This is a genomic window from Methylobacterium jeotgali (assembly GCF_022179345.1).
GTDB lineage: Bacteria > Pseudomonadota > Alphaproteobacteria > Rhizobiales > Beijerinckiaceae > Methylobacterium > Methylobacterium jeotgali.
In genome coordinates this window covers 23,805-36,127 of the sequence record NZ_BPQR01000085.1, presented here as the reverse complement: position 1 = coordinate 36,127, position 12,323 = coordinate 23,805, and the positions used below count along the sequence as shown (strand labels likewise).

Here is a 12,323-nt window from a genome sequence, read left to right as displayed (position 1 = left end):
CGGCGGAGGACGACCGCCGGAGCCCCGACATCAGTTCAGCCGCCGGTAGACCGAGCGCGAACGACGTTGCCCGCCCTGACGATGAGCGCCATAGTCTAGGCGTGGTGGCGAGGGCCGAACTTATCGGCAAGTCCGCTTCAATCCAAGAAGCATCCATCGGGAACGAAGGTCAGAAGACCCTTCATCCAATCCGTGTATTCCTGCAAAGTCGTCACGTTTGCGAGGGCATCCGCCTGGGCCGAGAAGATCGCGTCCGGCGTACAATAGGCTTTGCAGGCCTCCCATCCACCGCCCGATTCACAGGCATCGAAGAAAGATTTTGCGACATCTGTGATTGTGTTCATGATTGTTAAACTCCTAGTCTCACTTGCAAGAGATCAATATTGAACGGATGCTTGAATGCGTTCATCTCAAGATCGATGACGTATGTTCGATACTGTTCGCACAGAGATCGGAAGGGCCCTAATCCCGGCTCGATTCTATCGCCATTGCTTCTCGTCGGAGATCCAGGCTTCACCCGGAACCGGGCCGTTCTTCGCGAAGGCGCCGACCACGTTCGTAAGGAGCTTGGCAACCGAGTTCTTGAAGCCGTCGACCGGAAGAGCTTGGCCGAAGGCGATCGAGCTGGCCGAGAACACGGCACCACCGTTCGGGGCGGTGAAGAACACCATATCGGCCCGGATGCGGTAATCCTGGGTTCCGGTCATGCCCGGATAGGCGTAGAGCACCTCTTCGACCGATAGAACGTAATTGTCGGTGTGCCCGCCGGAAGACGCTATGATCTTGGCGTGCGGCGGGGTGCCGAGCTTGAGATCGTAGCGGTCGAGCTCCAGCCCCGCTGCGCCACCCTGCGCGAGGCCGAAATCACCGATGATCTCGCCCTCGATCCCCTCCGTGATCCAGGACACGGTGCGGTGATAGCTGTCCGGCATACGGCGGAACGGCTTGCCGCTCTCGAACCCCTCGCCGATGAAGCCGACGCCGAGCGTCTTCTGGGGCGGGCGACCGCGATTGCGCCACAGGCCGCTCTTGTCGCCGGTCGTCTGGAGGTAGTGCTCCCCGGGGCGCGCCGCCCAGGCGCGCATGCCGGAATCGAGCTTGCGGACCTCCATGATCCAAGGCTCGTCGTCACGGTAGGCGACGTTCCAGTAATAGCCGTTGCCGCCCATGTAGATGAACCGGCCGCCCTCAGCGATGAAGTCCTCGGTGGCGTCGAGGACGCGCTCGGAGATGTATTCGGGATGCGTGCCCGAGAGGACGCAGCGGTACGGCTTCAGTGCGGCGAGCCCCTCCTGATGCACGTCCTGCTCGGTCAGCACCTCGTAGTCGAAGCCGGACTGGTCGAGCCAGGCGATGACGGAGAGGTCCGCCGGGAACTGCCACGTCGTGCCCATGCTCGACATGCGATACTTGGGCCGCATGTTCAGGATCGGTCGGCGGAAGGAGCTGAAGCAGACGCCGGCGCCGTCCTCGTAACTGTCGTAGGTCGAGAGCCCGAAATCCGGGTTCTTGTACATCTCGATGTCGATCTCGTCGACGATCGGCGGCTGGCCGGTCATCGGCTGGATGATCTGCGCGTCGAAGCTCAGATGCTCGTTAGCGTAGGCGAGATAGCTGCCCGTCGGGACCAGAAAGGCGACCGGCGCCTTCGGCACCTTGGCGCGCACGAAGAATACGACGTATTCCTCGGCCAGTCCCCGGCCGGGCCCAGCCCGCAGGCGGATCGCGTATGCGCCGCTCTTGAGGCCGTCGGGCAGCGTTAGGGTCCGCGTCACGCTCCAGTTGCTGTCGATCATCGTATCGACGTGGAATTCGACGCCGCCATATTCCTGAGGAGCGAGGCGGAAGCAGTCGTTGCGGCCGTTCCAATTGTAGCCGGTCTGGGCGCGGACCGGTCGGTTGTAGCCGACCGCGTCGAGACCGTGCGGGCCGGTGTCGATCACCGTGTCGCCGATGCCGCGTTCGGTGTAGCCGGCGGTCGTATCCCAGAACGCGAGGAGGCCATCGGCAGGGCGCTGCCCGGCCTGGAGGGCAGCCATCTCCTCACGGCTCAGGGCCCGTCCGTACAATCCGGGGCGGTCGAGCTTGCCGCAAAAGCACTGGCCGACGAAATGGCCGCGCGCCTCGTGCCAGTCCTGCGCGCCGGCGATCAGGAAGGGGGTCTGCGGATCGTGCCGCGGCCGGAACCGAAGAGTCTCGGCGACGTGGGAGCGATAGTCCATCGGCACGACCTTGCCGAGGAGAGAGTTGTAGCGGTTGACGACGGGCTCCTGGAAGATCTCGGCGCGGCCCGTGCGGGCATCGTAGGAGACGGCGACGAAGTACCAGATACGTGCGATGAGGGGCGCCTCGGCGGCGACGTAGTCGACATCGCTTCCGTCGCCGACCCAGAACTCGAGGAAGCCTTTGCGGTTGATGCCGAAGCCGAAGCCCTTGTTCGAGCGGATGTCCCAACGCCCGACCAGGGACTGGCGCAGGCCCACCATCGGCAACGTCGACCAGAGATACGTGAAGACCGTGAAGCTGCCGTCCGGCGCGAGGCGTTGGTGCGGGTCGGCGACACGCAGGAAAGAGCCGACCTGCGTGTACTGCTTCCAGACCTTCCACGGCCCGTTCGCCTCGCAGGCGACCTCCTCCTCGATATAGCCCGGCCCCGAGGGATGAGCGTCGCCGTGGACGAGGCGCACGAGTTGGGCCTCCGCCGTGTCCGTACCATCGGCGTTGACGTGAACATCGATGCGCTCGCCAGGCTTTGCAGAGATGCGATCTGTGTAGCCGAACAGCTTGACTTGAGACATCAGGCTTTCCTGTCGCGAGTTGTAAAGGAGTCCAACTTTAGTACTCAAGCAGATCTTGCACGCGGCGCAGGAACACGGCGTGGTAGGCCTCGGCCTCAGTGGGGTAGGTCTTCTCTTCGACGAGCCGGGGGGCGACGCCGCGGTGGCCGGACAGGGCCACGATCCGGTAGGCCTTGAACGGCTCGATCACGGTGATCGCGTACTTGTCGACCTGCGGCTGGCGCCGGAAGTACATGAGCAGGCGCTCGAGCGGCTCGCTGTGCTGTCCGAGCGGATTACGTTGGTGCTCCTCGATCAGACGCTCGGAGACGATCGTCTTCAGATAGTCGCGCTGCATCTTGTCGAACCGTCGCGCGTAGATGAGGTCCTTGTCTTCGGTCTCGGTCGCCTCTTCCGGAAGCATCTCTCCACCTTTCTCCGCTCGCGAAGAGCGGTTCTCACTCTTCTTCTTGTTCCGCCAGGCGCGGAACTGCTGCTTGATCCCGAAGAGTCCATTCTTGAGGAACAGCACCACGCCGAGCATGATCAGGCCGATGACGATCAGGCGGATCGGCCCGAGGGACAGGAAGACCTTGTCGATCAGGATGACGATGAAGGTGCCCGCGACAGCCCCTTCCGAGCGGCCGATGCCGCCGATCACCAGCATGGCGAGGCCGAGCAGCACCGCGTCGAAGGAGAACAGCGATGGCGAGGCACCTCGGAAGTAGGAGGCATAGAAGCCGCCGATCAGCCCGAGCGCCGCAGAGGACAGGATGAAGACCTGGATGCGTGCGGCCCGGTAGTTGATTCCGACGGCCTGGGCGAAGGCCTCCCGCTTCTCCGGCGCCATCCGCAGGATGCGGCCGAGGCGCTTGCCATGAACGAACCGGAACAGCGCGAGCGCGACGAGCATCAGGGCGAAGGCCGCGTAGTAACCGGTGGCAAGCTCGCCGAACGGGGAGAGCCCGGCGGGAATGAAGGAATCCGCTCCATAGAGGCCGCCGGTCGCCGAGCCGAAGGTGCGCGACTGCACCACGTAGACCCGGCACAGCTCGTTCAGGCCGAGCGTCAAAAGCGCGTAGTAGAAGCCGTCGAGGCGGGTCGCGGGCAGTGCGATCACCACTCCGAAGACGAGGCCGATGCCGGCCCCGACGAAGGGCAGCGTCCACCAGGGCCAGCCGTAGAAGACCGACATCGCCGCCGCGCCGTAGGCCGCCGCGCCGACGACCGCCATCGTCGCCAGCGAGAAGATGCCGGCTGTGCCGATGATCAGCGTCCAGCACAGGTTGATCGCGGCGTAGATCAGGAACACCGTCCCGGCGCTGATCAGCGTCGATTGCAGATCGCCGGGAACGATCAGCGGCGCGAGCAGGATGGCGAGGAAGCTGAGCGCCCAGTAGATCGGGCGGCGGTCGAGGATGGTCTTCTCGCGCCGGAGGATCTTTGGGTTGTACTCGCCGCGAATGTCGAGCACGCGCCGCCTGGTCGGCCAGTAGCGAAGACGGTTCCAGGTCCGCTCGCCGTGGCCCTGCGCCTTCCAGAAGTAGCGCAGGCGTCCGACCTTGTGCATCGGAACGGAGGAGGCACGCTTGGCGCGCCAGACCTCACCGGGATCCCGCCAGGGATCGCTCGCTGCTTCCGCGGGCTCCGCGTCACCCCGCCAGGGGGTGAGCGGGTTCTTCCAGACTTCGCCCATGGTCACGCCTCCCGCGCCTTGTCCAGGATGCCGGCGATCCCGCGGGGGCGGACCAGCAGAACGAGGATGATGAGCAGAAACTGCGTGATCAGGACGTATTGTCCGCCGAGCAGGGCGGAGGTCAGCGCCTCGTTGATGCCGAGGAGGATCGCGGCGGCGATCGCCCCGCCGACGCTGCCGAGGCCGCCCAGCAGCGCCACGCTCAAACCCTTGATGAGTGGGGTGAGGCCGCTGAAAGGGCTGATGAAGTAGGTCTGCGACAGAAGCACCGAGGCCAGCCCAGCCAGCCCGCCCGTCAGTGCCATGACGTAGAAACCGGTGCGCCGGACGCCGATGCCGACGAGGGAGGCGGCATGCGGGTTCATCATCATGGCGCGGATCTCGAGACCGCGCCGGCTCGACCGCATCCAGCGGAGTGCCAGGGCCAGCATGACGACGGAGGTCACCATGGCGCCGCCCTTGTCGGCGGTGACGACGACATTGCCGAGTGGCAGTTCCCAATCCCCGAACAGGGGCGGCAGATTCTTGGCGCGCGGGCCGAAGACCTGAAGCAGGAACTGCGTGCCGATCAGGCTCAGCGCGAGGCTCGCGATCAGTCCGCGAACGGTGAAGTTCGGCTTGTCGTGGATCGGGATGAACGCGATCGCGCAGACGATCAGCCCGCAGACGGCGCCGGTGAGGATGCCGGCCAGGATGACGACGGGGCCGACGACGAGCGTCATGTCGGCGAGAGCATCGATCGCCTGCAACTGCTCGGCGACGAGCCAAGCACCGTAGCCGGCGGCCGCGAAGGTGACGCCGTAGGCCATGTTGACGAGGCCGAGACTCGACCAAGTGATAGAGAGGCCGATGGCCAGCGTGCCATAGACGCAAGCCAGCGTGACGGCCGAGACGATGACGAACCCGATATCCACGGTGACCTCACAACTCGCGCTTGGTCTGCGATGCGAGCGAGGTCGAGGCCTCGCCCTTGAGTTGGCCGACATGCATGCCGAGGATGCGGTCGACCCGGCCTTCGAGGAGGGCCACGTTCTGCTCGGCGATGACCATGGCGGAGTTGCCGAGTTCCAGGCCCATCAGCGCGTCCATCACGCCCTTGCCGATCTTCGGGGCGAGGCCGAGGGAGGGCTCGTCAACGAGGAACAGCGAGGCGTCGGCCATCAGTCCTCGCCCAAGGGAGACCATGCGCCGCTCGCCTCCCGAGAGGCGTCCGACCGGCGTTGCCATCAGCTTGCGCAGCGGCGGGAAGATCGCCAGCACGCGCTCCTTGCGCGGGGCCCGTTCGCGCCAGGAGCGCGGCGTGAAAGCACCGCTGTCGAGGTGTTCCTCGACCGTGAGACCGTGGAAGATCTCGTCGCCCTGCGGCATCAGGGCGAGGCCCTGGCGCACGACGTGGTGGGTGTAGCGGCCGGGTCCCTGGCTGCGCGAACCGCCGACCTCGCGGCCGTTGAGGCGGATCGAGCCCCGCTGCCAGCCGGTCAAGCCGGCGATGGCGAGGAACAGCGTCGACTTGCCGTGGCCGTTGAGGCCGACGATGCCGAGGCGCTCGCCGGCCCGCACGATCAGGTCGAGATCGTGAATCACCCGCATCGGGCCGTAGCCGGCCGAGAGGCCGCGGATCGCGAGGATCGAACCGTCCGATTCGGGTTCGGGGGGACGTCGCCGTGCCAGGAAGCCGATCATGCCAGTTCGCCCTCCTCGATGTGCTCGAAATACGCGGCGTGGACGCGGGGATCGGCCAGCACGGTCGAGAGGCTTCCCTCGACGACCTTCTCGCCCGCATCCATCACCATGACGCGGTCGGCGATGGTCTCGAGGAGTTCGATCCGGTGCTCTACGATCACGATCGACATGCCCATCTCCTTCGAGAGCAAGCGGATCAGGTGATCGAGTTCATCGACCTCGGCGTTGATGAGCCCGGCCGCCGGCTCGTCGAGGAGCAGCAACTTGGGCCGGCGCATGAGCAGACAGGCGAGAAGCAGCTTGCGCCGGTTCAGCGTCTCCAGCCGGCTCGCCGGTAGGGCCTCGTCCACGCCAAGATGGACGAGTTCCAGGCCCCACTCGGCGTGGTGGCGGGTCAGGTAGGGTGCGTAGGCCTGCCGGGCGCCCTTCAGAACCTCGCCGACCGTGAGATCCTCGGGCACGACGGGGGTCTGATAGGTGCGGCCGATGCCGATGCGCGCCCGCTCGTAGAGCTTCAGCCCGGTGATGTCGCGGCCCTCGAAGGTGACGCGGCCGCGCTTCGGAGCGGTACGCCCGCTCAGCACCTCGAACAAGCTGGTCTTGCCCGCTCCGTTCGGGCCGATGATGCCGAGCACCTCGCCCGGTGCAACGGCGAGCGAGATGCCCTTCAGGATCTCCCGACCGCCGAGGTCGAGCGCGATGTCGGAGCAGGCGAAGAGCGGTGCGCCAGCCTCGGAGGTACCGATGCCGAGCACGCTCATGCCCAGGGCACGGTCTTGTATTCGGTCTCCTTAAGAGCGAAGGGATAGATGATCTTGCTCTCCCGGCTCTGGACCTGGAAGTAGAGTTGGCTCATGCCCTTCTCGACGTCCTGCGTCCCGACCGGGTACTGCACCGCCTCCTGGCGCTTGTTGCCCATGATCGACCAGCCGCAGACGCCCCGGAACGCGCCTTCGCGCAACGCGGCGCAGTTCGCTTTGAAATCCTCCGGCTTACCGGTCTTCTCCCAGACGTCCTTCATCATGTGAACGATGTCGTAGCCGGCGCCGGTGTAGCACAGACCCATGACCTTGCCGGGGAAGCGCTTCTTGTACTTATCGCGGAAGGCTTTGCCCTTTTCGTCCGCATAGACGCCGAGCACCGTGCTCCAGACGAAACCTTCCGCGGCGCGCCCGGCGAGTTCGAGGAACTCCGGCTGCGAGGGGCCGTACTGGAGATAGACGAGGCTGTCCTTCAAAGGATTGGAGCGGAACTGCTTGACGAAGGCGGCGTACTCTGCGGCGACCCAGTGGTCGATCATCACCGTGCCGGCGCCGACCTCCTTGATCTTCTGGATGACCGGCCCCCAATCCTGGACGGGGTACTGGATGTCGGTGACCGCGGCGAGCTCGAAGCGGCTCTTCTTGAGCGCCTCCTGACACGAGCGTGAGATCGTCTGATTGTAGGCAATCTGCTCTTGGACGATGTGTACCTTGTTGTTCTTCGGCTTCCAAGCGCCGCTCTTCTCAAGATCCTGGAGAAATATCGGGAATGTTTCGCCGTAATAGACCTCGGACGGGTCCATCTGGAAGATGTGGCCGTACTTGTCAGGGTGCGCGGCAGTGAGATCGGTGGCGGCGCGCTGGGTGTTGCCGTTCACGTAAGGACAGCCATACGCCACCGAGGCGTCCATGGCCGGAATCGGGACGAACAGGAACGGCGAGGAGATGGCGTGGACCTTCTGGTCCACGAGGCTGCGGATCGCCGCTTGGCAGCTCTCGGCGTTGAGAAGGTCGACATCGACGACCTTGAACTGGAGGGGCCGGCCGAGGATGCCGCCGGCCGCGTTGATCTCCTCCATCGCCAGCGTCGAGCCGTTGAAGTGATCCTGATGGTCGGCGACGCCCGCGGCTGCGGTCTGCGAGATCGTCAGCCCAAGGACGATCGGCTCCCCGGACGGCTTGGCGATGGCGGGAGTCGGGAAGACGGCGGATGCGAGACCCGCCCCACCCGCGGCCAGTGCGGCGCCCGCGGCCAAGCCCTGGACCACCTGTCTGCGATCGACGGTACGATCCTTCATCGAAAACCTCCGGACATATCCAGCGCGCCGCCGGGAAAAGGGTGCCGCCTCCGGACGGGATCCGCCCCGGAAAGTCGCCCCTGACCAACAAATGGAATAATCTTTATGGCTACGTGTCAATTCCTCTCGCGAAAAAAGTTCTACCGATACTAATTAGGCAGTATGCCAAAACTCGCATCGCCCGGAGGTCCTGCAGGGTCGCGATAGTCTCGGAGCTAAAATATTGAAATAGTTTGACGTTTGGCGAGAATGCGATACCGGACTGTTGCTGCGACCGAACCGGTGCCTCCAGATTGACCTGGATCAGAGCCGCGGAGTGATATAATCAAAATGATTATTCACTTACGAATCGCCTTCGACGGAGGCGTATGCCGTCGCCTGATCCGATGCCGGAACCACGGTCGCCCGATCGCTGCATCCAGTCTATGGCAGTTCCGAGAGGCGCGCTTGAAGGACGCTTCGCAGCACGGGAGGCGCAGAACAATGCGCGTGGTGGTGGCCGACGATCACTGGATCGTGCGGGAGACCCTGAGGCAGGTCCTGCGCGGCGTGCAGGGTGACATCGAGGTGATCGAGGCGGAAACGTTCACCGAGGTTGAGACTCATCTGCGCGCCCGCGACGACATCGGCCTCCTCCTGATCGACCTCGTCATGCCCGGCATACGGGGGGACGGCGAGATCGAGCACCTGCGGCGGCGCCATCCCGACGTGCCGATCGTCGTCATCTCGGTGCATGAGGACCGCGAGCGGATCATGCGGGCGATCCAGCTCGGCGCCGTTGGTTACATCCCGAAATCCGCCAAGCCGGAGGAGATCGTGACGGCGCTCTCCCTTGTCCTGTCCGGACAGGTCTCGTTTCCGCGCCGGATCTTGGAAGGCGGACCGATGCCGCCCGCCGCCGGTGAGGCCCCGGCGGCGGAGAAGACCGCTCTTACCCGGCGTGAGGTCGAGGTCGTCGCGCTCCTCGGCGGCGGACGCTCGATCGCGCGCATCGCGGGCGATCTCGGGCTCAGCCCGCACACGGTCCGCGTCCACGTCACGCGCATCATGAAGAAGCTCGGCGTCGAAGATCGCTCCGCGCTGATGCATTACGCGGTGACCCAACTGCGCGACGGACGGGTCCGCGCGCCGGACGGCGAGGTCCGGTGAGCCTCCCCCCCGCCCCGGCTCGGTCGTCGCCGCTCGACCTCGACGCGATCTGGGAGGCGCTGCAGAGCGCTCACTTCGGTCTCGCGGTGTTCGCGAGCGACCGGCGACTGATTGCCGCCAATGGTCGACTCAAGGCCTTGTTCGATCGGGCGTCAAAGACCCTGTCGCCGGGAGAGGCTCTCGACGCATTCCTGTTGGCGCTGGCGCGCACCCATGAGGCCGTGGTCGAGACCAAGCCTCAGCGCTGGGCCGCGGACCTCGCGGCCGCGCTCTGGCACGAGGAAGCCCGCGAGGTGGCGATGGCCGATGGACGCGTCTTGGAGTTCCTGCCAAGCCGGGACGAGGTTGGGCGGCTCGTCCTGTCGGTGCAGGACATCACGCGCCTGAAGCGCGGGGAGCGGGCGTTGCAGGCCGCCAAGGACCTTGCGGAGACTGCCAATCTAACGAAGTCGCGCTTTCTGCGCGCCGCCAACCACGATCTGCGTCAGCCGCTCGCGACCCTCAAGATCCTGATCTACACCTGCCTATCACTGAGCGACGAGGCGGCGCGGCGCGAAGCGCTGCACGCCATGGACGTGTCGGTCGAGGTCATGGAAGACCTCATCCGCGCGCTCCTGCACATCGGTCAGCTCGACGCTGGCAACATTGTGCCGCGCAAGACCACCTTCCCCGCCGCTACGCTATTGGACCGCCTGCGCATACAATTCGAGCCTCTCGCCCGCGACAAGGGCCTGATCCTCGACGTATTGCCCTGCGCGCTGCCCATCGTCACCGACAAGGCCCTGCTCGAGCGGGTGCTCGCCAACCTCGTCGCGAACGCGATCACCTACACTCCCGTCGGTCGCGTGACCGTTGCCTGTGTCGGCGACGGAACCCATTGTCGGATCGAAGTCCGCGACACCGGTCCAGGCATCGCGCCGGACGAGCAGGAGCGCATCTTCGAGGAGTTCTACCGGGTCGGGCGGGCAGAGGACGGTCAGCGCAAGCGGCTCGGTCTCGGGCTCAGCATCGCCAAGCGCATCAGTGAGCTGGCCGGCCATCCCATCCTGCTGGAGAGCCGGCTCGGGGAAGGCTCGACCTTCTCGATCCAGGTGCCGCTCGGCGACGTCTGGCAGAGCGAGGTGGCCGAGACCGAGATCAGCGAGATGCTGGCCGGGCAGTTCGCCGGCCTGCCGGTGCTCGTCATCGAAGACGACGCGGATCTGCGCCGCGTGCTGACCGGGCTGCTCCAGCGCTGGGGCATGGAAGTGACCGCCTGCGCCCGCCTCGCCGAGGTCGAAGCGGCGATCGAAAGCGGGGCGCTGGAGCCGCTCCTCGTCCTCTCGGACTATCGGCTGTCGGGCGACGAGCGCGGCACCGAGGTCTGCGCCCGGCTGCGCGCCCATCTCGGGGCGGACCTGCCCTGCGTGATCGTGACGGCCGATGCCGACCCGGAAAGCCACGCCCGCATCCGGGATCTCGGCTTCCCGGTGCTGACGAAGCCGATCAGCCCGCCGGGCCTTAGGGTCCTCATGCATCGTCTCCTCTACGAGACCACCGAGATGCTCCCCGCCGAGCCCCAATCCCATCAAGGAGGCGAGTGATGAGCGAGTCCGCTCCGATCCCCATCGGCAGCCTCGTGCCGCTCACCGGCGCCTCGTCCGCCGACGGCATCGAGTTCCGCAACGGGCTAACCCTGGCCAGCGAGGAGATCAACGCCGCCGGCGGCATCCTCGGCCGGCCGGTCGCTCCGGTGTTCGTCGACACCGGCCGCCAGAATGCCGAGGCGGTCGTGGCGGGCGCGCAGGTGTTGATCCACCTCCATCGCGCCCATGCGATCATCTGCGGTTACAACATCGGCCCGCAGAACTCGGAATACGAGCCGATCGCCGATGCCGGTATCCTCTACATCCACCACAACACCTTGCTTCAGCACCACGACACAATCACCTCGAATCCGGACCGGTACTTCGGCTGTTTCATGAGCGATCCGGCGGAGTACTGGTACGGGCAAGGCTTCATCAAATTCATTTCCTGGCTAAGAGAGACCGGGCAGTGGCGCCCTGCAAGCAACCGCATCGCCATCATCTCGGGATCGGCGCCCTACAGCATCGTCATCGCCAACGCGATGGCGACCGCGGCCCCCCAGTTCGGCTGGGAGGTCTGCTGTGGTCCGAAAGTCGTGCGAACGCCGCGCACCGACTGGTCGCAGGCCCTCTCCCTGATCCGGGAAAGCCGTCCCAACGTGATCGCCAACACCCACTTCTTCGCAGGCGATCTCGCGGCGTTCCACCAGCAGTTCATGCGCGCGCCGGTCCCGGCCCTCGTCTATCTTCAGTACGGCGCCATGCACGCGGCATTCACGGCCGCGACGGGCCGCTCGGCCGAGGGGATCATCGTCGGCACTGTCGTCGGCCTGCTGCCCGATGCCATAGGCAACGCCTTTGCGCACCGTTATCGAGCACGCTTCGGTGCCAGCTCGACGCCGAGCGTCGGCGCGCAGACCTATGTCGCTCTGCACCATTACGCGATCGCCGCGGCGCTCGAAGGAGGAACCGCTCCTCCCGGCCATTTCGAGCAGAACCGCCGCGTGGCCGCGCGCCTCCGGCGCACGATCTATCGCAGCGTCGTCGGCACGATCCAATACGATGTCGCGACCCAATCCGCTATTCCGTATCCGAATGTCGTCGGCGATCCATCACTTGGAATGCCCCACCTCTTCTTTCAGATTCAAGATCATACCGCCGATCAGATCTTGATTGCTCCTGACCCTTATCGCACCGGTGCATTTCGACTTCCAAGCTGGATGTCATAGCGAGCAGCACGCAACATACATACTTAGTACCGTTAGGAATCGATCGTCCATTCAGGAGCATTCTCTAATTAAGTTCCGCATATTTTGGCTCGTCACGGTCTAAGAGGACATTCGGAGCGTGGGCTTCGGGTGGAAAGCGGCGGTGCAGTAGGTGAAGGCAGTACC

At 65.2% G+C, this 12,323-nt stretch carries 10 protein-coding genes; 3 read left to right on the top strand and 7 right to left on the bottom strand.

Translation table 11 applies throughout. The features are described 5' to 3' along the window. Window positions 1-137: 137 nt before the first annotated feature. The 7 genes from MFF04_RS20515 to MFF04_RS20485 all read right to left on the bottom strand — a co-directional run bounded on the left by MFF04_RS20515 (window position 138) and on the right by MFF04_RS20485 (window position 8,215). Window positions 138-344, bottom strand: coding sequence for a hypothetical protein (locus MFF04_RS20515; protein WP_238278670.1), 207 nt, complete (start codon window positions 342-344; stop codon window positions 138-140). A gap of 135 nt (window positions 345-479) precedes the next feature. After that, complete coding sequence (locus tag MFF04_RS20510; protein WP_238278668.1) at window positions 480-2,798, bottom strand: N,N-dimethylformamidase beta subunit family domain-containing protein; 2,319 nt, start codon at window positions 2,796-2,798, stop codon at window positions 480-482. Window positions 2,799-2,835: 37 nt separating this feature from the next. Continuing rightward, complete coding sequence (locus MFF04_RS20505) at window positions 2,836-4,473, bottom strand: branched-chain amino acid ABC transporter permease (protein WP_238278666.1); 1,638 nt, start codon at window positions 4,471-4,473, stop codon at window positions 2,836-2,838. A 2-nt stretch (window positions 4,474-4,475) separates the two neighbouring features. Next, window positions 4,476-5,387: a branched-chain amino acid ABC transporter permease gene (locus MFF04_RS20500; protein ID WP_238278664.1), complete on the bottom strand. Its 912-nt coding sequence runs from the start codon at window positions 5,385-5,387 to the stop codon at window positions 4,476-4,478. Between the two features lie 7 nt (window positions 5,388-5,394). Continuing rightward, window positions 5,395-6,156: an ABC transporter ATP-binding protein gene (locus tag MFF04_RS20495; protein ID WP_238278661.1), complete on the bottom strand. Its 762-nt coding sequence runs from the start codon at window positions 6,154-6,156 to the stop codon at window positions 5,395-5,397. Further along, entirely contained in the window at window positions 6,153-6,917 is a 765-nt protein-coding gene (locus MFF04_RS20490; RefSeq protein WP_238278659.1) for an ABC transporter ATP-binding protein, read from the bottom strand. Before MFF04_RS20490 ends, MFF04_RS20495 begins: the two co-directional genes overlap by 4 nt. Then, on the bottom strand, window positions 6,914-8,215 hold the full coding sequence (locus MFF04_RS20485) for an ABC transporter substrate-binding protein (RefSeq protein WP_238278657.1): 1,302 nt from the start codon (window positions 8,213-8,215) through the stop codon (window positions 6,914-6,916). Before MFF04_RS20485 ends, MFF04_RS20490 begins: the two co-directional genes overlap by 4 nt. A 483-nt stretch (window positions 8,216-8,698) precedes the next feature. Between MFF04_RS20485 and MFF04_RS20480 the strand changes: the two genes are divergently transcribed. Genes MFF04_RS20480 through MFF04_RS20470 form a run of 3 tightly spaced genes read left to right on the top strand, consistent with a single transcriptional unit; the run spans window position 8,699 to window position 12,158 of the window. After that, window positions 8,699-9,364, top strand: coding sequence for a response regulator transcription factor (locus MFF04_RS20480; protein WP_238278655.1), 666 nt, complete (start codon window positions 8,699-8,701; stop codon window positions 9,362-9,364). Next, complete coding sequence (locus MFF04_RS20475; RefSeq protein ID WP_238278653.1) at window positions 9,361-10,947, top strand: ATP-binding response regulator; 1,587 nt, start codon at window positions 9,361-9,363, stop codon at window positions 10,945-10,947. Before MFF04_RS20480 ends, MFF04_RS20475 begins: the two co-directional genes overlap by 4 nt. Further along, a complete protein-coding gene (locus tag MFF04_RS20470) occupies window positions 10,947-12,158 on the top strand; it encodes an ABC transporter substrate-binding protein (protein ID WP_238278651.1) in 1,212 nt (403 codons plus the stop codon). Before MFF04_RS20475 ends, MFF04_RS20470 begins: the two co-directional genes overlap by 1 nt. Window positions 12,159-12,323 lie beyond the last annotated feature (165 nt).